The organism is Pseudomonas sp. GW821-FHT07G06 (assembly GCF_058986625.1).
The window spans coordinates 25,303-50,329 of the sequence record NZ_JBYSVW010000009.1 but is presented as its reverse complement, the minus strand read 5'-3'; the positions used below and the strand labels follow the sequence as shown (position 1 = coordinate 50,329).

The 25,027-nt window shown below is 58.6% G+C and carries 30 protein-coding genes; 7 read left to right on the top strand and 23 right to left on the bottom strand.

Annotated elements, in window-relative coordinates; genetic code table 11:
* The first annotated feature begins 11 nt into the window (after positions 1-11).
* From AC3WJW_RS16405 to AC3WJW_RS16390, 4 genes are read left to right on the top strand one after another with little or no spacing between them, the layout of a single operon-like run.
* Positions 12-938 (top strand): DUF72 domain-containing protein, encoded by a 927-nt coding sequence (locus AC3WJW_RS16405; protein WP_493726685.1) that lies wholly within the window; start codon positions 12-14, stop codon positions 936-938.
* Entirely contained in the window at positions 935-1,732 is a 798-nt protein-coding gene (locus AC3WJW_RS16400) for an endonuclease/exonuclease/phosphatase family protein (RefSeq protein ID WP_493726684.1), read from the top strand. The genes AC3WJW_RS16405 and AC3WJW_RS16400 overlap by 4 nt, the downstream gene beginning before the upstream one ends.
* Positions 1,729-3,021, top strand: a complete 1,293-nt coding sequence (gene clsB / locus AC3WJW_RS16395; protein ID WP_493726683.1) for a cardiolipin synthase ClsB — start codon at positions 1,729-1,731, stop codon at positions 3,019-3,021. Before AC3WJW_RS16400 ends, clsB begins: the two co-directional genes overlap by 4 nt.
* Positions 3,008-3,994 carry a lysylphosphatidylglycerol synthase domain-containing protein gene (locus AC3WJW_RS16390; protein WP_493726682.1) on the top strand — a complete coding sequence of 329 codons (987 nt, stop codon included), beginning with the start codon at positions 3,008-3,010 and terminating at the stop codon, positions 3,992-3,994. The genes clsB and AC3WJW_RS16390 overlap by 14 nt, the downstream gene beginning before the upstream one ends.
* A 139-nt stretch (positions 3,995-4,133) precedes the next feature.
* Here AC3WJW_RS16390 and AC3WJW_RS16385 read toward each other — a convergent pair whose 3' ends face one another.
* The 3 genes from AC3WJW_RS16385 to AC3WJW_RS16375 all read right to left on the bottom strand — a co-directional run bounded on the left by AC3WJW_RS16385 (position 4,134) and on the right by AC3WJW_RS16375 (position 7,285).
* On the bottom strand, positions 4,134-4,892 hold the full coding sequence (locus AC3WJW_RS16385; protein WP_493726681.1) for an alpha/beta hydrolase family protein: 759 nt from the start codon (positions 4,890-4,892) through the stop codon (positions 4,134-4,136).
* The gene (locus tag AC3WJW_RS16380; protein WP_493726680.1) at positions 4,882-5,991 is read right to left on the bottom strand and encodes a DUF3182 family protein; all 1,110 of its coding nucleotides are present in this window, start codon (positions 5,989-5,991) and stop codon (positions 4,882-4,884) included. Before AC3WJW_RS16380 ends, AC3WJW_RS16385 begins: the two co-directional genes overlap by 11 nt.
* 301 nt (positions 5,992-6,292) lie before the next feature.
* Positions 6,293-7,285: a GlxA family transcriptional regulator gene (locus AC3WJW_RS16375; protein WP_493726679.1), complete on the bottom strand. Its 993-nt coding sequence runs from the start codon at positions 7,283-7,285 to the stop codon at positions 6,293-6,295.
* Between the two features lie 101 nt (positions 7,286-7,386).
* On the opposite strand from AC3WJW_RS16375, the gene AC3WJW_RS16370 reads away from it, so the two are divergent.
* Positions 7,387-7,947, top strand: a complete 561-nt coding sequence (locus AC3WJW_RS16370) for a cysteine hydrolase family protein (protein ID WP_493726678.1) — start codon at positions 7,387-7,389, stop codon at positions 7,945-7,947.
* Positions 7,948-8,168: 221 nt separating this feature from the next.
* Positions 8,169-8,669, top strand: a complete 501-nt coding sequence (locus AC3WJW_RS16365) for a YkgB family protein (protein WP_008053863.1) — start codon at positions 8,169-8,171, stop codon at positions 8,667-8,669.
* Between the two features lie 30 nt (positions 8,670-8,699).
* On the opposite strand, the gene AC3WJW_RS16360 is transcribed toward AC3WJW_RS16365, so the two are convergent.
* The 3 genes from AC3WJW_RS16360 to AC3WJW_RS16350 all read right to left on the bottom strand — a co-directional run bounded on the left by AC3WJW_RS16360 (position 8,700) and on the right by AC3WJW_RS16350 (position 11,661).
* The gene (locus tag AC3WJW_RS16360; protein ID WP_493726677.1) at positions 8,700-9,572 is read right to left on the bottom strand and encodes an AraC family transcriptional regulator; all 873 of its coding nucleotides are present in this window, start codon (positions 9,570-9,572) and stop codon (positions 8,700-8,702) included.
* 163 nt (positions 9,573-9,735) lie between these two features.
* Positions 9,736-10,254: a single-stranded DNA-binding protein gene (locus AC3WJW_RS16355; protein WP_007984430.1), complete on the bottom strand. Its 519-nt coding sequence runs from the start codon at positions 10,252-10,254 to the stop codon at positions 9,736-9,738.
* Between the two features lie 9 nt (positions 10,255-10,263).
* Positions 10,264-11,661 carry an MFS transporter gene (locus AC3WJW_RS16350; RefSeq protein ID WP_102701280.1) on the bottom strand — a complete coding sequence of 466 codons (1,398 nt, stop codon included), beginning with the start codon at positions 11,659-11,661 and terminating at the stop codon, positions 10,264-10,266.
* A 191-nt stretch (positions 11,662-11,852) separates the two neighbouring features.
* On the opposite strand from AC3WJW_RS16350, the gene uvrA reads away from it, so the two are divergent.
* Positions 11,853-14,687, top strand: coding sequence for an excinuclease ABC subunit UvrA (uvrA, locus tag AC3WJW_RS16345; RefSeq protein WP_218431045.1), 2,835 nt, complete (start codon positions 11,853-11,855; stop codon positions 14,685-14,687).
* Between the two features lie 64 nt (positions 14,688-14,751).
* Here uvrA and bfr read toward each other — a convergent pair whose 3' ends face one another.
* From bfr to rplE, 17 genes are all read right to left on the bottom strand, one after another.
* On the bottom strand, positions 14,752-15,216 hold the full coding sequence (bfr, locus tag AC3WJW_RS16340) for a bacterioferritin (RefSeq protein WP_007970123.1): 465 nt from the start codon (positions 15,214-15,216) through the stop codon (positions 14,752-14,754).
* A gap of 148 nt (positions 15,217-15,364) precedes the next feature.
* Positions 15,365-16,819 carry a catalase gene (locus AC3WJW_RS16335; protein WP_493726676.1) on the bottom strand — a complete coding sequence of 485 codons (1,455 nt, stop codon included), beginning with the start codon at positions 16,817-16,819 and terminating at the stop codon, positions 15,365-15,367.
* Between the two features lie 238 nt (positions 16,820-17,057).
* Positions 17,058-17,444 carry a 50S ribosomal protein L17 gene (gene rplQ / locus AC3WJW_RS16330; protein WP_007970429.1) on the bottom strand — a complete coding sequence of 129 codons (387 nt, stop codon included), beginning with the start codon at positions 17,442-17,444 and terminating at the stop codon, positions 17,058-17,060.
* A 42-nt stretch (positions 17,445-17,486) separates the two neighbouring features.
* Positions 17,487-18,488 carry a DNA-directed RNA polymerase subunit alpha gene (locus AC3WJW_RS16325; RefSeq protein WP_007970428.1) on the bottom strand — a complete coding sequence of 334 codons (1,002 nt, stop codon included), beginning with the start codon at positions 18,486-18,488 and terminating at the stop codon, positions 17,487-17,489.
* 22 nt (positions 18,489-18,510) lie between these two features.
* Entirely contained in the window at positions 18,511-19,131 is a 621-nt protein-coding gene (rpsD, locus tag AC3WJW_RS16320; protein WP_003176404.1) for a 30S ribosomal protein S4, read from the bottom strand.
* Between the two features lie 18 nt (positions 19,132-19,149).
* Positions 19,150-19,539, bottom strand: a complete 390-nt coding sequence (gene rpsK, locus AC3WJW_RS16315) for a 30S ribosomal protein S11 (protein WP_002555466.1) — start codon at positions 19,537-19,539, stop codon at positions 19,150-19,152.
* 30 nt (positions 19,540-19,569) lie between these two features.
* Positions 19,570-19,926 (bottom strand): 30S ribosomal protein S13, encoded by a 357-nt coding sequence (gene rpsM / locus AC3WJW_RS16310; protein WP_009045849.1) that lies wholly within the window; start codon positions 19,924-19,926, stop codon positions 19,570-19,572.
* Between the two features lie 130 nt (positions 19,927-20,056).
* Positions 20,057-20,173 (bottom strand): 50S ribosomal protein L36, encoded by a 117-nt coding sequence (gene rpmJ, locus AC3WJW_RS16305; protein ID WP_002555468.1) that lies wholly within the window; start codon positions 20,171-20,173, stop codon positions 20,057-20,059.
* Between the two features lie 24 nt (positions 20,174-20,197).
* On the bottom strand, positions 20,198-21,526 hold the full coding sequence (gene secY, locus AC3WJW_RS16300) for a preprotein translocase subunit SecY (protein ID WP_015097035.1): 1,329 nt from the start codon (positions 21,524-21,526) through the stop codon (positions 20,198-20,200).
* Positions 21,527-21,964, bottom strand: coding sequence for a 50S ribosomal protein L15 (rplO, locus tag AC3WJW_RS16295; RefSeq protein WP_003228720.1), 438 nt, complete (start codon positions 21,962-21,964; stop codon positions 21,527-21,529).
* A 3-nt stretch (positions 21,965-21,967) separates the two neighbouring features.
* Positions 21,968-22,144: a 50S ribosomal protein L30 gene (gene rpmD / locus AC3WJW_RS16290; protein WP_003176408.1), complete on the bottom strand. Its 177-nt coding sequence runs from the start codon at positions 22,142-22,144 to the stop codon at positions 21,968-21,970.
* A 2-nt stretch (positions 22,145-22,146) separates the two neighbouring features.
* Positions 22,147-22,647, bottom strand: a complete 501-nt coding sequence (rpsE, locus tag AC3WJW_RS16285) for a 30S ribosomal protein S5 (RefSeq protein WP_003186035.1) — start codon at positions 22,645-22,647, stop codon at positions 22,147-22,149.
* Between the two features lie 3 nt (positions 22,648-22,650).
* Positions 22,651-23,001 carry a 50S ribosomal protein L18 gene (gene rplR / locus AC3WJW_RS16280; protein WP_003186037.1) on the bottom strand — a complete coding sequence of 117 codons (351 nt, stop codon included), beginning with the start codon at positions 22,999-23,001 and terminating at the stop codon, positions 22,651-22,653.
* 10 nt (positions 23,002-23,011) lie between these two features.
* Complete coding sequence (gene rplF / locus AC3WJW_RS16275; RefSeq protein WP_003176412.1) at positions 23,012-23,545, bottom strand: 50S ribosomal protein L6; 534 nt, start codon at positions 23,543-23,545, stop codon at positions 23,012-23,014.
* A 12-nt stretch (positions 23,546-23,557) separates the two neighbouring features.
* Positions 23,558-23,950, bottom strand: a complete 393-nt coding sequence (gene rpsH, locus AC3WJW_RS16270; protein ID WP_003186040.1) for a 30S ribosomal protein S8 — start codon at positions 23,948-23,950, stop codon at positions 23,558-23,560.
* A gap of 209 nt (positions 23,951-24,159) precedes the next feature.
* Positions 24,160-24,465 carry a 30S ribosomal protein S14 gene (gene rpsN, locus AC3WJW_RS16265; RefSeq protein WP_003176414.1) on the bottom strand — a complete coding sequence of 102 codons (306 nt, stop codon included), beginning with the start codon at positions 24,463-24,465 and terminating at the stop codon, positions 24,160-24,162.
* Between the two features lie 13 nt (positions 24,466-24,478).
* Complete coding sequence (rplE, locus tag AC3WJW_RS16260) at positions 24,479-25,018, bottom strand: 50S ribosomal protein L5 (RefSeq protein ID WP_003210069.1); 540 nt, start codon at positions 25,016-25,018, stop codon at positions 24,479-24,481.
* Positions 25,019-25,027: the final 9 nt, after the last annotated feature.

Below are 25,027 nucleotides of genomic sequence, written 5' to 3'. Positions count from 1 at the left end.
CCGGAGGCGACATGGTGGCGATTCATATCGGTATTTCAGGCTGGCGCTACGCGCCCTGGCGGGGAGATTTCTACCCCCGGGGGCTGACCCACAAGCGCGAATTGCAGTTCGCCTCGCGGGCGGTCAACAGCATCGAAATCAATGGATCGTTCTATGCCCTGCAGCGGCCCGAACGTTACGCTCAATGGTACGGCGAAACCCCGTTCGACTTCGTTTTCAGCATCAAGGCCCCACGCTTCATCACCCATATCAAGCGTCTGCGGGATATCCACAAGCCGCTGGCGAATTTTTTTGCTTCCGGGGTTCTGGAACTGAAGGAAAAACTCGGCCCGATCCTCTGGCAATTCCCGCCCAGTTTCAAGTTCGATGCCGAGTTGTTCGAATCCTTTCTCGACCAACTGCCCCATGATACCCAGCAGGCTGCCGCCCTCGCCCGCCAGCACGATGCTCACGTCAACGGCCACGCCAGCCTCAAGGCTTACAAAAAGCAGCCTTTGCATCATGCCGTGGAAATCCGCCATGAAAGCTTTGTCGATCCGCTGTTCGTGCGCTTGCTCAAGCGCTACAACACGGCCCTGGTCATCGCCGACACCGCAGGCAAATGGCCGTACCGCGAAGACATCACCAGCGACTTCGTCTACCTGCGCCTGCATGGTGCCGAGGCACTCTACGCCAGCGGTTACACCCCGCAGGCATTGAAACGCTGGGGCGAACGAATCGAAGCCTGGCACCACGGCCAACAACCGGCTGATCCGCAATTGATCGCGCCCCGGCAGAAGCCAAAGGCGCGCACCTCCCGGGAAGTGTTCTGCTATTTCGATAACGACATCAAAGTCCGTGCCCCCTTCGACGCACGCCACTTGCTGGAGCGTCTTCATCTGGATAAAAACCTCGCCACTGCCCCCGGCGAGCCTGCTGCCGAGGGAGTGTTGCCATGAGCATTCCCGAGCCGGTCGGTGTGACCGACGAACAGACACCCATCAATACGACCGTTAGCCGTTTCACGGTACTGACGGTCAACACCCATAAAGGTTTCACCGCGCTCAACCGGCGTTTCATCCTGCCGGAACTGCGTGAAGCGGTGCGCAGCGTGTCTGCCGATGTGGTGTTTTTGCAGGAAGTCCACGGCACCCACGAGCACCACCCCAAGCGCTACACCAACTGGCCGGCGATGCCGCAATACGAGTTCCTCGCCGACACCCTTTGGCCGCAGTTCGCCTATGGCCGCAACGCGGTGTATCCGGCGGGTGATCACGGCAACGCGCTGTTGTCGAAATTCCAGATCATCCGCCACGACAACCTCGACGTGTCCATCAGCGGTCACGAGAACCGCGGGATCCTGCATTGTGTGTTGCGCCTGCCCGGCGACGGCCAGGAAGTGCATGCCATTTGCGTGCACCTGGGGCTGCGCGAAAGTCACCGCACGGCGCAACTGAAGCTGCTCGCCCAGCGTCTGGACGCCCTGCCCGCCGATGCCCCGGTGATCGTCGCCGGGGACTTCAACGACTGGCGTCAGCGCGCCGATGCGTTGCTCAAACCCTGCGGTCTGCGCGAAGCCTTCGCCGCGCACCACGGCAAACCGGCGCGCAGTTTCCCCGCGCGCCTGCCGGCATTGCGCCTGGACCGCATCTACCTGCGCAACCTCAAGGCCAGCCATCCGCAAGTGCTGACCACCCGTCCCTGGTCGCACCTTTCCGACCACGTACCACTGTCGGTGGAGATCGAGTTATGAGCAGCCAGTCGATGGAAAAAACCACGCTGGATCACATCCCCGCTCCGCCGATCCGTGAGCCGACAGCGGTCGACGTCGAATACGGCTGGCAAGGCAGTAATCGCGTCGAGTTGCTGGAAAACGGCGAAGCGTATTTTCCCCGGGTATTTGACGCCCTGCGCCGGGCGCAAAGTGAAATCCTGCTGGAAACCTTCATTCTGTTCGAGGACAAGGTTGGTAATGAGCTGCAGCAGATCCTGATCGAAGCTGCCCAGCGCGGTGTACGCACCACCGTCAGCCTCGACGGCTTTGGCTGCGGCGAATTGAGTACCGCGTTCCTTACCGCCCTGACCGCCGCCGGCGTGCACCTGCAAATGTTCGATCCGGCACCGAAACGCCTGGGCATCCGCACCAACTGGTTCCGGCGCCTGCACCGCAAGATTGTGGTGGTGGATGGCACCGTCGCATTCGTCGGCGGGATCAATTTCTCTGCCGATCATCTGGCCGATTTCGGTCCCGAGGCCAAACAGGATTACTCCGTGGAGGTGCAAGGTCCGGCCGTGGCCGATATCCATCACTTTGCCCTGCTGCAATGCGGTCGCCCGGCGCACGCCAAATACTGGTGGCAACGCCGCCGGCAGCGGCGTTCGGAGCTGGCCTTCAGCGATCACGATGGCCAGGTGCGTCTGGTGTACCGCGACAACGGGGAACACCAGACCGACATCGAGGAGGTTTACCGACAGGTGTTGCGCCAGGCGCAGCGTCGGGTGGTGATCGCCAACGCCTACTTCTTTCCCGGTTTTCGCTTGCTGCGCGAGATCCGCAACGCGGCCCGTCGAGGCGTGGATGTGCGGTTGATCCTGCAGGGCCAGCCAGACATGCGGGTGGCCAAGCTTGCGGCGCGCATGACCTATGACTACCTGCTCAAATCCGGGGTGAAGATCTACGAATATTGCGACCGCCCGTTACATGGCAAGGTCGCATTGGTGGATGAAGACTGGAGCACCGTCGGCTCCAGCAACCTCGACCCGTTGAGCCTGTCGATGAATCTGGAAGCCAACGTGCTGATCCGCGACCGTGGCTTCAATCGAGTTCTGTTCGATCGCCTGGAAGACCTCAGCGACAACCATTGCAAGGCCATGTCTCACGACATCGCGCCGCGCGGGCGTGTCTGGCACATGACCATAGGTTTTCTGGTGTTTCACTTCCTGCGGCATTTCCCGGCTTGGGCCGGTTGGTTGCCGGCGCACAAGCCTCGCCTGAAACCCATCCCCCCTCCGACCGGGAGCGCTGACCATGAACCGCGCTGAGCCTCACATGGCAACTGACGCCAAAAGCCCGGGCAAGTCGCACTGGAGCCGCTGGAAACGACCGCTGACGATGCTGTTTTTCCTGATGCTGATCGTGTTGTTCACGATGCTCGCCCAGCGCCTCGAGTGGAACGAGGTGTTCGATAACCTGGCCGATTTCAAGGTGCGCACGCTGATCATTGCGTCGGGGCTGACCCTGGTGAGCTTTCTGGTATACGCCTGCTTCGACCTGATCGGCCGCACCTACATCCGCCAGAACCTGACGTGGAAGCAGATACTGCCCGTGGGGATCATCAGCTACGCCTTCAACCTGAACCTGAGCGCCTGGGTCGGCGGCATCGCCATGCGCTACCGGTTGTATTCGCGGCTCGGGGTCAGCAAGAGCAACATCGCGAAGATCCTTGGCCTGAGCCTGGCGACCAATTGGTTCGGCTACATGGTCATTGCCGGCGCCGTGTTCAGCAGCGGGCTGGTGCGCATGCCGCCGGGCTGGAAGCTCAGCAGCAGTGCGCTGCAAGGCGTGGGGGTCTTGTTGTTGCTGTTGAGCGCCGGCTACCTGGCGGCGTGCCAGTTTGCCAAACGTCGGGAGTGGGCGATTCGCGGCATCGAAATCGACCTCCCGTCCCTGCGCATGGCAGTGCTGCAACTGGCCCTCGGGGCGCTGAACTGGTCGCTGATGGCGGCGGTGATCTTCACCTTGCTGCCGAGCAAACTGGACTATCCACTGGTGCTGGGCGTGCTGTTGATCAGCGCCATCGCCGGGGTCATCACCCACATCCCGGCCGGGCTCGGCGTGCTCGAGGCGGTGTTCGTGGCGCTGCTGCAACACGAGGTTTCGCGCGGCAGCCTGGTGGCCGGGCTGCTGGCCTATCGGGCGATTTATTTCATCCTGCCGTTGTTGATTACCCTGGTGATGTACCTGTTGGTGGAGGCCAAGGCCAAGTCGTTGCGGATTGCCAGGAAACCCAAATGATTTGGGGGGGTGTTTGCGGACGCCTTCGCGGGCAAGCCCGCTCCCACAGTTGATCGGTGATGAACACATTCTTTGTGAACACCTGCAGACATTGTGGGAGCGGGCTTGCCCGCGAAGGCGTCCGCAGGCACACCGTAAATCACTGGGATTGAATAATGCTCAACCGCTCCCCGACCACCATCTCGGTGATCCAGTCGACAAGGATCGAGGTGTAGGCCTGCTGGGAAACCGGGTCGCTCAAGGCGTGGTCGGCGCCGTCGATGATGCGGTGGGTCATTGAGTGCGTCTGCTGGCAGGCGGCCCGGTAGCTCATGATCGTCGCGTGGGGCACATAGTCGTCGGTCTCGGACTGCACCAGCAGGACATCCCCGCGAAATTGCGAGCAGGCATGCAAGGCCCGGTTGCCGTCGGCCCGCACCAGGGTGCCTCGGTAATCACGCAGATCCAGCTTGTCCAGGTCGCGTTTCGGCGTGTGCCACTGCTCGTCGCGGTACAGCGCCGGCACCCGCAGCGCCAGCCAGCGCACCGGCCGCAGCGAAGTCAGAATCGAGGCCAGATAACCCCCATAACTGGTACCGACCACGGCAATCGCCGAGGTATCGAGGGCCGGGTGCGCGAGCAAGCGGTCATAGGCTGCCAGCAGGTCGCGCAGATTGTCTTCGCGAGTCACCCGGGACAATGGAATGCCTGTGCCGCCGGTGTGTCCGCGCAGGTCGAAGGTCAGGCATACACAACCCAAGCCGGCGATGCCTTTGGCGCGTTCCAGGTCCCGCTCCTGACTGCCGCCCCAACCGTGCACGAAGAGTACGCCAGGCACTTTCGATTTGGGGCTCAGAAAAGTCCCGCTCATCTGTTCGTTATCGATGTCGATCTGAATGGATTCGCTTCTAGCCGTCATAGGATTGAACCGTTACGTACTTGAGAAGAAAGTCACTGCTTTGCGCCGGCCCGCGGTACACCTCGATGGCATCTGTCGGCAGCGGCTGATCGATGTAGGTTTCCACCGAAGACACACGAATTGCGCGCATTCCCGGATCGTTGACGAAACTCTGCAAAGCCGCCACCTCGGCACTGCTGGCACCGCCCATGCGCCAGGATTGTTCGAGCACGCCGCTGCGCTGTTTGCCGTCGCTATCGATGCCCTGAGCGATGTCGTAGTTGCGCCGTGACGCATAGAAACGCGGATAGGCTTCATCCGCGGCGCTGTCGAACACCTGCGCCTGCTTGATAGCCATCCGCACGTCATCGGCCAGGTCCAGCTTCAGTAAATCGTCATAGCTACCCTGCACCACCAACAGGTTCGAGCCGCCATACACCTCCTCGCCCTCTGCATCCTTGGTCAAGTATTGATCACCGCAGTAACTCAGCACCTTGTCGCCGATGAAACTCTGGCCGACGCTGTGGGTAATCACCTGATCAAGATCCTGTTCCAGCACCACGCCTTCGGTGAAGGTCGCGTCAGCCTCGGGCCTGGCCAGGATTTCATCGAACTCGTCGAGGTTCTGGATCACTTCCTGACCACGTCCGGCGCAAGCGTGTATCGGCTTCAGGCGGATCGGCCCGGTGTACAACAGATGTTCCGCCGCCGGGCGAGCATCCTTCAGGCAGAACACGCTGAGACCGTCGAGTACGACGCTGCGTACCCGCTGGGAAAACAATGGAGCCCAGCCTGCCGGCGCATGGGCATGGTGGTTGAGCAGCCCATGACTGATGGCTTTGGTGCAGATGAAATCATGGTCGACATACCCCCCCCACAAATCCTCCGGCCCCTTGACCCCCAGTTGCCGGGCAGCCGCAGCACCCACCAGCGTCTGGGTCGGCAACAGATAGAGGTCCCGACCGTCGTGCAATTGCGGATCGAAACTGCCGCCGTACTTGAGTCCCATTATCTGCGCCAGCCAGCGCGCCAGCGCACGGTTTGTCTCGACTTCGTGCAGCGGCGCGTCGGCGCGTACCGAATGGGCAACCACCAGTTTCTTGCGGTTTGTTGGGGTCATGCATCCCCCTTCAATCGACGCTTGATGAATGTAGTTGAAGGGGTGCAGGGATCAGGCCAAGGCCCGTTACGGAAAGAGGGGTTTTAAATCAGCCCGTTGCGTACAAAGTGATGGCATGGGGCCTGTTTTATTCTGCACGATACCCTTTGATACTCCGGCATTTTGCACGACTCCAGCCCGCACACCCGACCCTGTGGGAGCGAGCTTGCTCGCGATAGCGGTGTTCCAGACACATCAATGTTGAATGTCATGCCCTCATCGCGAGCAAGCTCGCTCCCACAGGAGATCGGGGGCGATGCGACTACCGTGCAACCGATCCAGGGCTCACCCCAAACCGCATCCGATAATCACTCGGCGCCAGCCCGGTGATTTTCTTGAATGTCGCGCGAAACGCGCCGGGGTCCTGATAACCCACGGTCCAGGCAATATGGTCGATGGTGCCGTTGGTGAATTCGAGCATTTCCCGGGCCTTGCCGACTCGCAGATGCTGGCAGTATTCGGTGGGTTTGAGCCCGGTAGCCGCGCGGAAGCGTCGCAGGAAGGTGCGCTCTTCCAGCCCTGCCTTTTCGGCCATCGCTGCCAGCGATACATCGGTCGCCCCGGTGCTTTGCAACCAGTGCTGCACCTTGAGAATCGCCGCATCGCCATGACTGAGGATCGGCGCAAAATTGCTGCCGCACTCGCTGGCGCTGTCACTGTGTTCCACCACCAGAAAACGCGCGGTACCGGTGGCGATGCTCGGTCCCAGCAGCCGGTTGACCAGGCGCAAACCCAGTTCAGACCAGGCCATCAGCCCGGCGGTGGTGATCAGGTCGCCGTCATCGACAATCGGAGTATCGGCCTTGAGCCGTATCGCCGGATAACGTTCGGCAAAGTTCTTGGCCGAAGTCCAGTGGGTGGTGGCGCTGCGACCGTCGAGCAGACCGCTTTCAGCCAACAGGATCGAGCCCACGCAAACCCCGCCCAGTGTCGCGCCGCCGGCATGTTGCTCGCGCAACCAACGGATCAAGCCCTGTGGCGCCTGGCCCTCGGAAAAACCGGCAATCGATGGCGGGATCAACACGGCCACCAGGGCACGCTCCGGGCCGGGATGGCTGTCGAAGACCCGGTCCGGCGACTGATCACCCTCGACCTGCCAATGGCTGACCCGCAGCAGGGGCAGTTGCGCAGTCTGATGCTCGGCGGCGATCCGGTTCGCCACCCCGAACAAGTCCGTCAAGCCATGCACCGCCGCCATCTGCGCGCCAGGATAGATCAGCACACCGAGCTCGGCGATTGCCCTTTCTGCATCCATTGTCAGTTTTCCCCCTCTTATTGTCGGTGCGGCCAATCCCCGGACCGCCTGCCAGCGCCAATACTTCATTCCACACCCAAACACACTTCGAGGAAACAGTCATGGCCAAGCAAGCGCTCATCGTAGTCGATATCCAGAACGACTACTTCCCCCAAGGCAAGTGGCCACTGGTCGGCGCCGATGCCGCCGCCGACAACGCCGTCCGCCTGATCAAGGCCTTCCGTGATGCCGGTGATCCGGTGGTGCATATCCGCCACGAATTCACCTCCGCAGAGGCGCCGTTCTTCACCCCGAACTCCGAAGGCGCGAAGCTGCACCCCAAAGTGATCAACCGTGCAGACGAACCGGTGGTGCTCAAGCACTTCGTCAACTCGTTCCGCGAAACCGAGCTGAAATCGATCCTCGACGAGCAAGGCATCAAGGAACTGGTGATCGTGGGCAGCATGAGCCACATGTGCGTCGACGGCATCACCCGTGCGGCGGCGGACTTCGGCTACACGGTGACCGTGATCCACGACGCCTGCGCCACTCGCGACCTGGAATTCAATGGCGTGACGGTGCCGGCGGCCCAGGTTCATGCGGCGTTCATGGCGTCCCTGGCATTTGCGTATGCCAGCGTGGTGTCGGCCGACGAGTTCCTGATAGGAAGCCAAAAGGTGTAAACCTCATTCAGGACGAGACAGCAAAAATGAAAAAGCCCATGGCCTCACATGCCATGGGCATTTTATTGCCAGTGAGTCTGGACGATCTGCATCGAACGCAATACCGCCAGAACCCTGGAAAGTCATGCCAAAGCCAACAATCACTCCACTCCCTACGCATACGCCGGGGATGTTGCTTTCACCCATGCCACTTTCTGGATAACTCACTGGAAGCCTGAACAATGAACAGCATGAATATCAGCACTGACAGCCTGTCGAAAAAAACATCCCTCGGACTCACCACCATGGCGATCGGGACCTACGGCATTTACTTTGCCCTTGCCGTTATCTACTTCTGGTTCGGCGGAATGAAATTTACTCACTATGAAGCAGAGGGACTGGTGCCTCTGGTGAGCAACAGCCCTTTCCTGGGTTGGGTCTATGACCTTATCAGTGTCGATCTGTTTTCCAGTTTGCTCGGTGTCCTGGAGATTTCCATCGGTGTACTGATTGCAGGCCGCCTGCTGTCACCAAAGCTTTCCTTGATCGGAGGTGCCTTGTCTGCCGGGTTATTCTTCACCACCTTGAGCTTTATGTTCTCGACGCCCGGAGTGATTGAGCCAGGCCTTGGTTTCCCAGCCATTACGGTCGCGCCAGGCCAGTTCCTGCTCAAGGACATCGGCTTGCTTGCCGCCTCCCTGTTCGTGGCGGGCCATTCGCTGACCAGACTGGAAACTCCTTGAGCTGACAACCTCATCCGCCGATGGCCTGAATCAGCTCAATGCATTCAGGTCATCGTCATCCTCAGCCAGTACGCCGCCCTCAGCCGCCAGGGACTTCATCCAGTCCCGTGGACTGCAGCCGGTCTTGCGGCGAAACGCACGGGCAAGCGCCGACGGACTTTCATAGCCCACCTCATCGGCGATCAGCGTAATCGGCCGCCCCTCCCGCAGGCGCTTCTGCGCCAGGCTGATACGCCAGCTCAAAAGATAATCCAGCGGTGTTTGCCCCAGAACCGCGCGAAAATGCACCGCATAAGCGGCGCGGGACATGTTCGATTCATTCGCCAACTCGGCCACTGACCAGGCCCGCTGAGGTTGGTTGTGCATCTGAATCAACGAGCGCGACAGCCGCACGTCGGCCAACCCGGCCATCATTCCAGTGCTCAACTGCTGGTGGTCAAGCAAATGCCGGAGCAGCAGGATGATCAACAGTTCGAACAAACGATCAAGCACCGCCTCCCTGCCACAATGCCCGGCGCCAGCTTCACCGAACAGCCATCTCAGGGTGTCGGCCAGCAACGGCAGCTCATCCAGAGGCAATATCAGAAGATCGGGGAGCGAAGCAGATATCGGATTACTGGCGCCGCCATCGAACAGCATCGACGCGCATAACAGCTGAGCACCTTCAGTGTCACTGGCGATGAGCTGATGTCGGTTGGGGCGCGGCAGGAAAATCAGGCTGGGGCGAGTGAGCAACAACTCACTCCTCCCCAGGCCTTTCAACGTGACAGAGCCGGCCTGCAACAGGTGAATATGGCCGCGCTGGTCGGCGCCATCGTAGGACGCCACGCCGCAAAGCTTGCCGCTGTAAAACAGGTGCGCGCGCACTCCGAACTGTGACAACAACGTAGACAGGCGATCCATAGGGCAACTCTGCACAGGGTCTGGACCCATAGCAGAGTATCACTGCGCGCTGACGGCTGGACGGTCCTCGATCCCGGCGAGGAATGCCTTGGTAAAAATGCAAAAAAGCCCGGCATCCATAGGGAGGCCGGGCTTTTTCAGGTTCTATTCTTCGCTGAAAGAATCAGAACGGGATATCGTCATCAAAGCTGTCGAAATCCGGAGCCGGTTGAGGAGCCGCCTGCTGTGGAGCCGGGCGCGACTGCTGCGGCGCCGACTGCTGTGGACGCGGAGCCTGCTGGCGCGGAGCGGATTGCTGGTAGTTGTTACCGCCGCCCTGGCCCTGCTGGTCGCCCTGTGGACGGCCACCCAGCAGTTGCATGGTGCCTTGCATGTCGACCACGATTTCGGTGGTGTAACGCTTGATACCGTCTTTTTCCCACTCGCGGGTCTGCAGCTTGCCTTCGATGTACACCTGCGAACCTTTACGCAGGTATTCGCCGGCGATTTCCGCCACTTTGCCGAACATCGACACACGGTGCCATTCGGTCTTTTCGACTTTCTGACCGGTTTGCTTGTCGGTCCACTGTTCGCTGGTCGCCAGACTCAGGTTGGTCACGGCGTTACCGTTAGGCAAGTAGCGAACTTCGGGATCCTGGCCGCAAGTGCCGACCAATATGACTTTGTTAACCCCACGGGCCATAACGTTCTCCTAGGCTACGCACGCTGCCCCGGCCGGGTTGTTCACCAGGCGCTCAAGGGTGGTGCGATCCAATAGTTCGGTGTCCAGTTTGATGTAAATCGCCGCCTCTTCCGCGACGATGACTGCATCTGTTACCCCTACGACCGCCTTCAGGCGCTCGACCAGACCCGCTTCGCGGATCGCCTCGGGCGACAACGGCAAGCGCAGGCTTGTGACGTAGGGAGGTTCGCGCATGGTAACAGCAAAGGCCAGCCAGAGGGCAGCCAGACCGGCGCATCCGAGGAACACAACCGACAGACCGCCATGCTGGAACAGCCAGCCACCGAGGATTCCCCCCAGTGCCGAGCCGAGGAACTGGCTGGTGGAATAAACCCCCATCGCCGTGCCCTTGCCGCCTGCCGGTGAAACCTTGCTGATCAGCGACGGCAATGAAGCCTCCAGCAGATTGAACGCAGTGAAGAACACCACCGTACCGATCACCAGAGACCGCAAGCTGTCGCCGAACTGCCAGAAGAATAGCTCAGTGAGCATCAACGTCACGACGGCGCCGAGTAAAACACGTTTCATTTTGCGTTTTTTCTCGCCGTAGATAATGAACGGGATCATGGCGAAGAAAGAAATCAGCAGCGCGGTCAGGTACACCCACCAGTGCTGCTCTTTGGGCAGCCCGGCTTTCTCGACCAGCGCCAGGGGCAAGGCGACGAAGCTGGACATCAACATCGCGTGCAAGACAAAAATGCCCAGGTCCAGGCGCAGCAGGTCCGGATGCTTGAGGGTCGGGATCAACGCCTGGCGCGCGACACCGGACTCACGGTGCTGCAACGGACCGGTGGAGCGCGGCACCATGAACATCACGATCACGATGCCGAACAGCGCCATGCCGCCGGTGGCAAGGAACAGCCCGGACAGCCCGAACGCACGGGTCAACAGCGGGCCGACGACCATGGCCACCGCAAACGACAGGCCGATGGTCATGCCGATCATGGCCATGGCCTTGGTCCGGTGCTGCTCGCGGGTCAGGTCGGACAGCAAGGCCATGACCGCGGCGGAAATCGCCCCGGCACCCTGCAGGATTCGCCCGGCGATCACGCCCCAGATCGAATCGGCATTGGCGGCCAGCAGACTGCCGAGGGCAAAGACGATCAAGCCCAGGTAAATCACCGGGCGACGGCCGATGCGGTCGGAAATGAACCCGAAAGGAATCTGGAAAACTGCCTGGGTCAGGCCATAAGCACCAATCGCCAGACCGATCAGGGCCGGCGTGGCTCCGGCCAGATCCATCCCATAGGTTGCCAGTACCGGCAACACCATGAACATGCCAAGCATACGGAAGGCGAACACCAGGGCCAGACCGCTTGCCGCGCGGGTCTCGCTGCCACTCATGCGCTCGCTGTGGGGATCGTGCATGGAAAAACCTCATGTGAACCGGCGGCGATTCTACCAGTCCCATCGATTGGCGGGGTATATCGCGACGCTTTGACGCGCATTGCTGACACACTCTTCATGTATGACAGTAGCCCACCCGTTTGATAGTGTGCATCCATCCAGTATTTGGCCGTATACTCTTACGTTTTCGACGCCCGCCGAGCGAGGCCACCTTGGACAAGATCCTGATTCGTGGGGCTCGAACCCACAACCTGAAGAACATCGACCTGACCCTGCCACGGGACAAGCTGATCGTCATCACCGGCCTGTCCGGCTCCGGCAAGTCGTCCCTGGCTTTCGACACCCTGTACGCCGAAGGCCAGCGCCGCTACGTCGAATCGCTGTCGGCTTATGCCCGGCAGTTCCTGTCGATGATGGAAAAACCTGACGTCGACACCATCGAAGGCCTGTCGCCGGCGATCTCCATCGAACAGAAGTCGACCTCGCACAACCCGCGTTCGACGGTCGGCACCATTACCGAAATCTACGATTACCTGCGCCTGCTGTATGCACGCGTGGGCATTCCCCGTTGCCCGGACCACGACATTCCGCTGGAAGCGCAGACCGTCAGCCAGATGGTCGACCTGGTCCTCGCCGAACCGGAGGGCAGCAAACTGATGCTGTTGGCCCCGGTCATCCGCGAGCGCAAAGGCGAGCACCTGTCGGTTTTCGAAGAACTGCGCGCACAGGGTTTTGTCCGCGCCCGAATCAACGGCAAGCTTTACGAGCTGGACGAAGCACCCAAGCTCGACAAGCAGAAAAAACACACCATTGATGTCGTGGTCGACCGCTTCAAGGTTCGCGCCGACCTGCAACAACGCCTGGCCGAATCCTTCGAAACCGCGTTGAAACTGGCAGACGGCATCGCCCTGGTAGCGCCGATGGACGACGAGCCGGGTGAGGAGATGATCTTCTCTGCACGCTTCGCCTGCCCGATCTGCGGCCACGCCATCAGCGAGCTGGAACCCAAGCTGTTCTCCTTCAACAACCCGGCCGGCGCCTGCCCGACCTGTGATGGTCTGGGGGTAAAGCAGTTCTTCGACATCAAGCGCCTGGTCAACGGCGAACTGACCCTGGCCGAAGGGGCGATTCGTGGCTGGGACCGGCGTAACGTCTATTACTTCCAGATGCTCGGCTCGCTGGCCTCGCACTACAAGTTCAGTCTGGAAGTACCGTTCAACGAACTGCCCGCCGACCAGCAGAAATTCATCCTGCACGGCAGCGGTTCGCAAAACGTCGACTTCAAATACCTGAACGACCGTGGCGACATCGTCAAACGCTCGCACCCGTTCGAAGGCATCGTGCCGAACCTGGAGCGCCGTTACCGCGAAACCGAATCGGCATCGGTGCGCGAGGAGCTGGCCAAGTTCCTCAGTACCCAGTCATGCCCGGACTGCCGCGGCACCCGCCTGCGCCGTGAGGCGCGGCACGTGTGGGTCGGCGAGAAAACCCTGCCGGCGGTGACCAACCTGCCGATCGGCGATGCGTCCGACTATTTTGGCGGGCTCAAGCTCACCGGTCGCCGTGGCGAAATTGCCGACAAGATCCTCAAGGAAATCCGCGAACGCCTGCAGTTCCTGGTCAACGTCGGCCTAGACTATCTGTCGCTGGATCGCAGTGCCGACACCTTGTCCGGTGGCGAGGCCCAGCGTATTCGTCTGGCCAGCCAGATTGGCGCCGGGCTGGTGGGTGTCCTGTACATCCTCGACGAACCGTCCATCGGCCTGCATCAGCGCGATAACGACCGGCTGCTGGGCACGCTCAAGCACCTGCGCGATATCGGCAACACGGTGATCGTGGTCGAGCACGACGAAGACGCGATCCGCCTGGCCGACTACGTGGTGGACATCGGCCCGGGCGCCGGCGTGCACGGCGGACATATCGTCGCCGAAGGCACACCGGCCGAGGTCATGGCACACCCGGACTCGCTGACGGGCAAATACCTGTCGGGCCGGGTGAAAATCGAAGTCCCGGCCAAACGTACGCCGCGCAACAAGAAGCTGACGCTGGCGCTCAAGGGCGCGCGTGGCAACAACCTGCGCAATGTCGACCTGGAGATTCCGATCGGCCTGCTGACCTGTGTCACCGGCGTATCCGGCTCGGGTAAATCGACGCTGATCAACAACACGCTGTTCCCCTTGAGCGCCACGGCGTTGAACGGCGCAACAACACTTGAGGCAGCCGTCCACGACAGCATCAAGGGCCTGGAGCACCTGGACAAGGTGGTTGATATCGACCAGAGCCCGATCGGTCGCACACCGCGTTCCAACCCGGCGACCTACACCGGATTGTTCACACCGATCCGCGAGTTGTTCGCCGGCGTGCCGGAGTCCCGCTCCCGTGGCTACGGCCCGGGGCGCTTCTCCTTCAACGTCAAGGGCGGGCGTTGCGAAGCCTGCCAGGGCGACGGCCTGATCAAGGTCGAGATGCACTTCCTGCCGGACATCTACGTGCCGTGCGACGTGTGCAAGAGCAAGCGCTACAACCGTGAAACCCTGGAGATCAAGTACAAGGGCAAGAGCATCCACGAAACCCTCGAGATGACCATCGAGGAAGCGCGGGTGTTCTTCGATGCCGTACCGGCCTTGGCGCGCAAGCTGCAAACGTTGATGGATGTCGGCCTGTCGTACATCAAGCTGGGGCAATCGGCGACCACGCTCTCCGGAGGTGAAGCCCAGCGGGTGAAACTGTCCCGCGAATTGTCCAAGCGTGATACCGGCAAGACGCTGTACATCCTCGATGAACCGACCACAGGGCTGCACTTCGCGGATATCCAGCAACTGCTGGACGTGCTGCATCGCCTGCGCGACCACGGCAACACCGTGGTGGTCATCGAGCACAACCTGGACGTGATCAAGACCGCCGACTGGCTGGTGGACCTCGGTCCTGAGGGTGGTTCCAAGGGCGGCCAGATCATCGCCGTCGGCACACCGGAGGAAGTGTCAGAGATGAAGCAGTCTCACACCGGCTACTACCTCAAGCCGCTGCTGGAGCGTGACCGGGCTTAACCGGACGCCATGAAAAAGCCCCTGTCACTTCATCGGTGACAGGGGCTTTTTTGTATTCGCTGAATCAGGCGTGGGATTGCAGGTAGTTCTCAAGCCCGATCAACTTGATCAGACCCAGCTGCTTCTCTAGCCAGTAAGTGTGATCTTCTTCGGTGTCATGCAATTGAACCCGCAGCATTTCGCGGCTGACGTAGTCCTTGTGCTGCTCGCAGAGTTTGATGCCCTTGCACAGCGCAGCCCGCACCTTGTATTCCAGGCGCAAATCCGCTTCGAGCATCTCGGTCACCGTGGTGCCGACATCGAGATCGTCCGGCCGCATGCGCGGAGTGCCCTCAAGCATCAGAATCCGGCGCATCAAGGCATCAGCGTGCCCTGCTTCCTCTTCCATCTCGTGGTTGATTCGTTCGTAGAGCTTGGTGAAACCCCAGTCCTCATACATCCGCGAGTGGACGAAATATTGATCACGCGCGGCCAGTTCGCCGGTCAGCAACGTGTTGAGGTAATCGATCACATCTGGGTGGCCTTGCATCGCCCTACATCTCCCTGCCTGAAAGTTGTAGTTTGAACCAACATGCCCGTATCGTCACTCGCAAGACGCAATAAAAGCGAAGATATTCTGAGAAAACCAGCTGAAATAACGCAAAAACCGCCCAAACAAGGGCGGTTCTGCTTCTCATTTAGACTTCGTTAAGCTGTACGTTGAGCAGCTTTGCGATTGCTTCTCCATACGCCGGGTCAGCCTTGTAGAAATGTTGCAGCTGGCGATCAACCACATCACTCGACACCCCCGCCATCGCACCGGCGATGTTGCTGACCAGCAGTGATTTCTGCTGTTCAGACATCAAGCGGAACAACGCGCCGGCGTGACTGTAGTAATCCGTGTCTTCGCGGTGGTCGTAACGATCGGCCGCACCGCTGAGTGCCAACGCGGGCTCTGCGTAACGAGGTGCCTGCTTCGGTGACTCGACGTAGCTATTGGGCTCGTAGTTCGGCGCCGCACCGCCATTGCTGCCAAAGGCCATCGAGCCGTCGCGCTGATAGGTGTTGACCGGACTGCGCGGAGCGTTGACTGGCAACTGTTGGTGGTTGGTGCCGACACGGTAGCGGTGAGCATCCGCGTAGGCGAACACCCGCCCTTGCAGCATACGATCCGGCGACAGACCAACACCTGGCACCATATTGCTGGGACCGAACGCCGCTTGCTCGACTTCCGCGAAGTAGTTCTGCGGATTGCGATTGAGCTCCAGCTCTCCGACTTCAATCAGTGGAAACTCTTTCTGCGACCAGGTTTTGGTGACATCAAACGGGTTCTCGTAGTGCGCGGCTGCCTGAGCCTCGCTCATGATCTGAATGCACACGCGCCACTTCGGGAAATCACCCTGCTCGATGGCATTGAACAAGTCGCGCTGGGCGTAATCCGGATCAGTGCCCGCCAGGCGCGCAGCCTCGGCAGGAGCAAGGTTCTTGATCCCCTGTTTGGTCTTGTAGTGCCACTTCACCCAGTGGCGCTCGCCTTGAGCGTTGATGAGGCTGTACGTGTGGCTGCCGAAGCCGTGCATGTGACGGTATCCGTCAGGGATACCCCGGTCGGAAAACAGGATGGTGACCTGGTGCATCGCCTCGGGCGAATGCGACCAGAAGTCCCACATCGCCTGGGCACTCTTCAGGTTGCTTTGCGGCAAACGCTTCTGGGTGTGAATGAAGTCCGGAAACTTCAGTGGATCGCGAATGAAGAACACGGGAGTGTTGTTACCGACGATGTCCCAGTTGCCTTCCTCGGTGTAAAACTTCAAGGCAAACCCGCGTGGATCACGCTCGGTATCCGCCGAACCACGCTCACCGCCCACGGTGGAAAACCGCAGGAAAGTCGGGGTTTGCTTGCCGACTGCCTCAAACAGCTTTGCGCTGGTGTATTGAGTGATATCGCGCGTCACGGTGAACGTACCGTAGGCACCCGAGCCTTTGGCGTGCACACGGCGCTCAGGGATGTTTTCACGGTTGAAGTGGGCAAGCTTCTCGATCAGATGAAAGTCGTCGAGCAGCAGCGGGCCACGAGGGCCGGCGGAACGGGAATTCTGGTTATCGGCAACAGGAGCGCCACTGGCGGTGGTAAGCGTTTTGTTCTGGCTCATGCGATCTTCCTTCCTCTGTCGGTCTTGAACTGCCGGCTATCGGCTGAGAAGGAGTATTGATCATCAATGTTACACCTACAAATTCATTAACTTGCAGGCATCGATAGAAAATAACTAATGATCAGCCCCCGACCGATAATATGACAAGGGGAAGGATTCAAGGATTATACGAAGGTACATTTCTTACAGGCACAAAAAACCGGGCACTAGGCCCGGTTCTTTGTTTCAGACTGACGTCTTACTCGGCAGATACAGCTTCGCCAGCAGTAGCACGATCAACCAACTCGACGTACGCCATAGGCGCGTTGTCGCCAGCGCGGAAACCGCACTTGAGGATGCGCAGGTAGCCACCCTCACGGGTAGCGTAACGCTTGCCCAGGTCGTTGAAGAGCTTACCAACGATAGCTTTCGAACGAGTACGGTCGAAAGCCAGACGACGGTTAGCAACGCTGTCTGTCTTGGCCAGAGTGATCAGCGGCTCGGCAACGCGGCGCAGTTCTTTGGCTTTTGGCAGAGTCGTTTTGATCAGCTCGTGCTCGAACAGCGACACCGCCATGTTTTGGAACATGGCCTTGCGGTGCGAGCTGGTGCGGCTCAGGTGACGACCACTTTTACGATGACGCATGGTTCATTCCTTACCAAACACTACGTTCGGTGATTACGACGATCAGGCAGTCGCCTTGTCGTCCTTCTTAAGACTTGCAGGCGGCCAGTTGTCGAGGCGCATGCCGAGGGACAGACCGCGGGAGGCCAGAACGTCCTTGATTTCAGTCAAGGATTTCTTGCCCAGGTTCGGAGTCTTCAACAGTTCCACTTCGGTACGCTGAATCAGGTCACCGATGTAGTAAATGTTTTCCGCCTTAAGGCAGTTAGCCGAACGTACAGTCAGTTCCAGATCGTCAACCGGGCGAAGCAGGATCGGATCGATCTCGTCTTCCTGCTCGACAACCACTGGCTCACTGTCACCCTTGAGGTCGACGAACGCAGCCAACTGCTGTTGCAGGATGGTTGCAGCGCGGCGAATAGCCTCTTCAGGATCCAGAGTACCGTTGGTTTCCAGATCAATAACCAGCTTGTCCAGGTTAGTACGCTGCTCGACACGGGCGTTTTCCACCACGTATGCGATACGGCGAACCGGGCTGAACGAAGAGTCAAGCTGCAAGCGACCGATGCTGCGGCTTTCGTCTTCATCGCTCTGACGCGAGTCTGCCGGTTCATAACCACGACCACGAGCTACTACGAGCTTCATGTTCAGGGCGCCGTTAGACGCCAGGTTAGCGATTACGTGATCGGGATTAACGATCTCGACATCATGATCCAGCTGAATATCGGCAGCGGTAACCACCCCCGAACCCTTCTTCGACAAGGTCAGCGTAACTTCGTCACGACCGTGCAGCTTGATAGCCAGACCTTTAAGGTTCAACAGGATTTCAATTACGTCTTCCTGTACACCTTCGATGGCGCTGTACTCGTGGAGCACACCGTCAATCTCGGCCTCGACTACTGCACAGCCGGGCATTGAGGACAACAGGATGCGGCGCAGCGCGTTGCCCAGGGTATGGCCGAAACCACGCTCGAGAGGCTCGAGAGTGATCTTGGCGCGGGTTGGACTGACAACCTGCACATCAATGTGGCGGGGTGTCAGGAACTCATTTACCGAAATCTGCATGGATGCACCTATTTTCTAGCCCTTACTTGGAGTAGAGCTCGACAATCAGGCTTTCGTTGATGTCGGCGGACAGATCACTGCGAGCTGGAACGTTCTTGAAAACGCCCGACTTCTTCTCAGTGTCTACTTCTACCCATTCTACGCGGCCACGTTGGGCACACAGATCGAGAGCTTGGACAATGCGAAGTTGATTTTTTGCTTTCTCGCGAACAGCAACCACGTCACCAGCACGAACCTGGTAGGACGGAACGTTAACGGTCTGACCGTTTACGCTGATCGACTTGTGCGATACCAGCTGACGGGATTCGGCACGAGTCGAACCAAAGCCCATACGGTATACAACGTTGTCCAGACGGCATTCGAGCAGTTGCAGCAGGTTCTCACCGGTTGCACCTTTCTTGCCAGCAGCTTCTTTGTAGTAGCCGCTGAATTGACGCTCGAGAACGCCGTAGATACGACGGACCTTCTGCTTTTCACGCAGTTGGGTGCCGTAGTCGGACTGGCGACCGCGGCGTTGGCCGTGGATACCAGGTGCTGCTTCAATGTTGCACTTCGATTCGATCGCGCGCACGCCGCTCTTCAGGAAGAGATCGGTGCCTTCGCGACGAGCGAGTTTGCATTTTGGACCAATGTAACGAGCCATTCTTTACAATCTCCTGGATTACACGCGGCGCTTCTTCGGCGGACGGCACCCGTTGTGCGGGATTGGCGTCACGTCGGTGATGCTGGCGATCTTGTAGCCACAGCCGTTCAAAGCGCGGACTGCGGATTCACGACCTGGACCTGGACCTTTGACGTTGACGTCGAGGTTTTTCAGGCCGTATTCCAGCGCAGCTTGACCAGCACGTTCAGCAGCTACCTGAGCAGCAAACGGGGTGGACTTGCGGGAACCGCGGAAACCCGAACCACCGGAGGTAGCCCAGGAAAGAGCGTTACCTTGACGGTCGGTGATGGTCACGATGGTGTTGTTAAAAGATGCATGGATGTGGGCGATGCCATCAACCACTGTCTTTTTAACTTTTTTACGAGGACGAGCAGCAGGTTTTGCCATGATTAAATTCCTGTCGATTCGCTGGGGCGATTACTTGCGGATCGGCTTACGCGGACCTTTACGGGTACGCGCGTTGGTCTTGGTACGCTGACCGCGCACTGGAAGACCGCGACGATGACGCAGACCGCGATAGCAACCGAGGTCCATCAAGCGCTTGATTTTCATGTTGATTTCGCGACGCAGGTCACCTTCAGTGGTGAACTTCGCCACTTCGCCACGCAGCTGTTCAATCTGCTCGTCGCTCAGATCTTTGATCTTTGCTGCTGGGTTTACCCCAGTCTCTGCACAAATTTTCTGTGCAGTAGTGCGACCAACACCATAGATGTAGGTCAGCGAGATAACAGTATGCTTGTTATCTGGAATGTTAACGCCTGCAATACGGGCCATTCAGTGGGACTCCAATTGACAGCTACCTACGCCCCGGAAGCCAAGAAATAGGGCGCGAGATAATATCGCTGTAATAACAAATAATCAACCCGGCAGCGCACTAGCTGCCGGGCTTGAAGCACAATCACACTCAGCCTTGGCGCTGTTTGTGACGCGGTTCCGCGCTGCAAATTACTCGAACAACACCTTCGCGGCGAATAATCTTGCAGTTACGGCACAGCTTTTTCACCGATGCACGAACTTTCATCACCAACTCCTCGAACCTTATGGGTCAGCGCAGCATGCCGCTGCCGTAACCCTTCAGGTTGGCTTTCTTCATCAGGGATTCGTACTGGTGCGAAACGAGGTGCGATTGTACTTGGGACATGAAGTCCATCACAACCACGACGACGATCAGCAACGAGGTCCCGCCAAGGTAGAACGGTACGTTGGCTGCAACCACCAGGAACTGGGGCAACAGGCAGACGGCCGTCATGTAAAGAGCACCGAACATGGTCAAGCGAGTCAGAACGCCATCAATGTAGCGCGCAGACTGCTCACCTGGACGGATGCCCGGAATAAAGGCACCGGACTTCTTCAGGTTTTCCGCTACGTCTTTCGGATTGAACATCAACGCCGTATAGAAGAAGCAGAAGAAAATAATCCCTGCACTAAACAGCAGAATATTCAACGGCTGACCAGGAGCGATCGACTGCGAGATGTCCTGCAACCAGCCCATACCTTCAGACTGACCGAACCAGGCACCCAACGAAGCCGGGAACAGCAAAATGCTGCTCGCGAAAATAGCCGGAATAACACCGGCCATGTTCACCTTCAGCGGCAAGTGGCTGGTCTGCGCAGCGAAGACCTTGCGGCCCTGCTGACGCTTGGCGTAGTGAACAGCAATACGACGCTGACCACGCTCAATGAACACCACGAAACCGATAATCGCTACTGCCAGCAAACCGATGGCAACCAGGGCGAAGATGTTGATATCACCCTGACGCGCAGACTCGAAAGACTGCCCGATCGCTCTCGGAAGACCGGCGACGATACCTGCGAAGATCAACATCGAGATACCGTTGCCTACACCACGCTCAGTGATCTGCTCACCCAGCCACATCATGAACATCGCGCCTGCCACAAATGTGGTTACCGCAACGAAATGAAAGCTGAAGTCAGCAGTGAACGAAACGCCCTGCCCCGCCAGACCAATGGACATGCCAATGGCCTGGACGAGAGCGAGGACGACAGTGCCGTAGCGGGTGTACTGGCTAATCTTGCGACGGCCAGCTTCACCTTCCTTCTTCAACTGCTCCAGCTGCGGGCTGACGGCGGTCATCAGTTGCATGATGATCGATGCCGAGATGTACGGCATGATCCCCAGTGCAAAGATACTCATCCGTTCCAGCGCGCCGCCGGAAAACATGTTGAACAAGCTAAGAATGGTCCCCTCATTCTGTCGAAACAGGTCCGCGAGTCGGTCCGGGTTGATACCTGGAACCGGGATGTGTGCGCCTATTCGGTAGACGATAATCGCCAGGAACAGAAAACGCAGACGAGCCCAGAGTTCAGACATACCGCCTTTGCCGAGCGCAGAGAGAGCACCTTGCTTAGCCATTTATTCCTCGAACTTGCCGCCAGCTGCTTCGATAGCCGCACGCGCACCTTTGGTGGCGCCGATTCCCTTGCCGATAGTGACAGCGCGAGTCACTTCACCGGACAGCATGATTTTCACACGCTGTACGTTGACGTTGATCACGTTGGCATCTTTCAGGGACTGCACGGTGACGATGTCGCCTTCCACTTTGGCCAGCTCGGACAGACGCACTTCTGCGCGATCCATGGCTTTCAGGGAAACGAAACCGAACTTCGGCAGGCGACGATGCAGCGGCTGTTGACCGCCTTCAAAGCCTGGAGCAATGGTGCCACCGGAGCGAGAGGTCTGACCTTTGTGACCACGGCCACCAGTCTTACCCAAACCGCTACCGATACCACGGCCCGGACGATGCTTTTCGCGACGGGAACCCGGCGCTGGACTCAGATCATTGAGTTTCATCGATTAACCCTCGACACGCAGCATGTAGTAAGCCTTGTTGATCATCCCGCGATTCTCGGGAGTATCCTGGACTTCTACAGTGTGACCGATGCGACGCAGACCCAGACCCTTAACGCACAGTTTGTGGTTAGGGATGCGGCCGGTCATGCTTTTGATCAGCGTAACTTTAACGGTAGCCATGATCAGAAGATCTCCTTGACGCTTTTGCCACGCTTGGCGGCAATGGATTCAGGAGACTGCATTGCTTTCAAACCCTTGAAAGTGGCGTGAACCACGTTTACCGGGTTAGTCGAGCCGTAGCACTTGGCCAGAACGTTCTGAACGCCAGCAACTTCGAGGACAGCACGCATAGCGCCGCCAGCGATGATACCGGTACCTTCAGAAGCAGGCTGCATGTACACCTTCGAAGCGCCGTGAGCGGACTTCATGGCGTACTGCAGGGTGGTGCCGTTCAGATCAACCTGGATCATGTTGCGGCGAGCAGCTTCCATTGCCTTCTGGATCGCAGCAGGCACTTCACGCGACTTGCCACGGCCGAAGCCAACACGGCCTTTACCATCACCAACCACGGTCAACGCGGTGAAAGTGAAGATACGGCCGCCTTTAACGGTTTTGGCTACGCGGTTAACTTGAACCAGCTTCTCGATGTAGCCTTCGTCGCGCTTTTGGTCGTTATTTGACATAACTTAGAACTCCAGCCCAGCTTCACGAGCAGCATCAGCCAGCGCTTTAACGCGGCCGTGGTACTTGAAGCCAGAGCGGTCGAAAGCCACCTGCGAGACGCCAGCGGCCTTAGCACGCGTAGCGACCAGCTGGCCAACCTTAGTGGCCGCGTCGATGTTGCCAGTGGCACCATCACGCAGTTCTTTATCCAAAGTCGAGGCGCTTGCCAGGACTTTGTTGCCGTCGGCCGAAATGACCTGGGCGTAGATGTGCTGCGAAGAGCGGAACACGCAGAGACGCACGACTTCGAGTTCGTGCATTTTCAGGCGTGCTTTGCGAGCGCGACGCAGTCGAGTAACTTTTTTGTCGGTCATTTGCTATGCCCTACTTCTTCTTGGCTTCTTTACGACGGACGACTTCGTCCGCGTAGCGCACACCTTTGCCTTTGTACGGCTCTGGTGGACGGAAGTCGCGGATCTCGGCGGCCACTTGACCTACCAGCTGCTTGTCGATGCCCTTGATCAGGATATCGGTCTGGCTAGGAGTCTCAGCGGTGATGCCTTCCGGCAGTTCGTAATCCACTGGGTGCGAGAAGCCAAGAGCCAGGTTCAGCACTGTGCCTTTTGCTTGCGCTTTGTAACCAACACCGACCAGCTGGAGCTTGCGCTCGAAGCCTTGGCTTACGCCTTGGACCATGTTGTTTACCAACGCACGAGTGGTACCAGCCATTGCGCGAGTCTGTTGATCGCCATTGCGAGCAGCGAAACGCAGCTCACCAGCTTCTTCAACGATCTCAACGGACGAATGGATGTTCAGTTCGAGAGTGCCCTTGGCACCCTTCACCGAAAGCTGTTGGCCTGCGAATTTTACTTCGACACCGGCTGGCAGCTTAACGGGGTTCTTAGCGACGCGAGACATGCTTATCCCCCCTTAGAACACAGTGCAAAGAACTTCGCCGCCGACACCGGCAGCGCGCGCAGCACGATCAGTCATCACACCCTTGTTGGTGGAGACGATAGACACACCGAGACCGCCACGAACTTTTGGCAGATCATCGACGGACTTGTACTGACGCAGGCCTGGACGGCTAACGCGCTTCACTTCTTCGATAACCGGACGGCCTTCGAAGTACTTCAGCTCGATGGACAGCAGTGGCTTGATTTCGCTGCTGATCTGATAACCCGCAATGTAACCTTCGTCCTTCAGGACTTTGGCAACAGCTACCTTCAACGTGGAAGATGGCATGCTTACGACGGACTTTTCAGCCATCTGGGCATTACGGATACGAGTTAGCATGTCCGCTAACGGGTCCTGCATACTCATGGGCTAGACGCTCCTAATACAAAAAAATTAGCCTTGCGGCTATTACGTGTCGCCGAGAATCTCCGGGCATGAAAAACACGGGCTCAGGCGAGCCGGGTATTCTAGACACACCCCAGAAATGAATCAAGCCCCAAAAGGGGCTTGATCCAGATTCAAGGCCACCGGTGGTCAGGATCTTGCGATCCTGGACACCGAGACTTTGACAGTACTTACCAGCTGGCTTTAACCAGACCCGGTACGTCACCACGCATGGCAGCTTCACGCAGCTTGTTACGGCCGAGGCCGAACTTGCGGTAAACACCGTGTGGACGACCGGTCAGGCGGCAGCGGTTACGCATGCGCGAGGCGCTTGCGTCACGTGGCTGCTTCTGCAGGGCTACTGTAGCTTCCCAACGCGCTTCTGGACTTGCGTTCAGATCAACGATGATAGCTTTCAGTGCTGCACGCTTCTTGGCGTACTTGGCAACCGTGAGCTGACGCTTCAGCTCGCGGTTTTTCATGCTCATCTTGGCCATGGTCCTACTCCAATCAGTTGCGGAACGGGAATTTGAACGCACGCAGCAGAGCGCGGCCTTCATCATCGTTCTTGGCAGTGGTGGTCAGGGTGATGTCCAGACCGCGGAGAGCATCGATCTTGTCGTAGTCGATTTCCGGGAAAATGATCTGCTCTTTCACGCCCATGCTGTAGTTGCCACGACCATCGAAGGACTTGGCATTCAGGCCGCGGAAGTCGCGAACCCGAGGCAGGGAGATCGACAGCAGACGATCCAGGAACTCGTACATACGCTCACGGCGCAGGGTCACTTTGACGCCGATCGGCCAACCTTCACGGACTTTAAAGCCAGCGATGGATTTGCGAGCGTAGGTCACAACGACTTTCTGGCCGGTGATCTTTTCCAGGTCAGCAACAGCGTGCTCGATGACTTTTTTGTCGCCGATCGCTTCGCCCAGACCCATGTTCAGAGTGATTTTGGTAACGCGCGGAACTTCCATCACGTTCGAAAGCTTAAGTTCTTCCTTAAGTTTCGGAGCAATTTCCTTCCGGTAAATCTCTTTTAGTCGTGCCATGGTCTCATC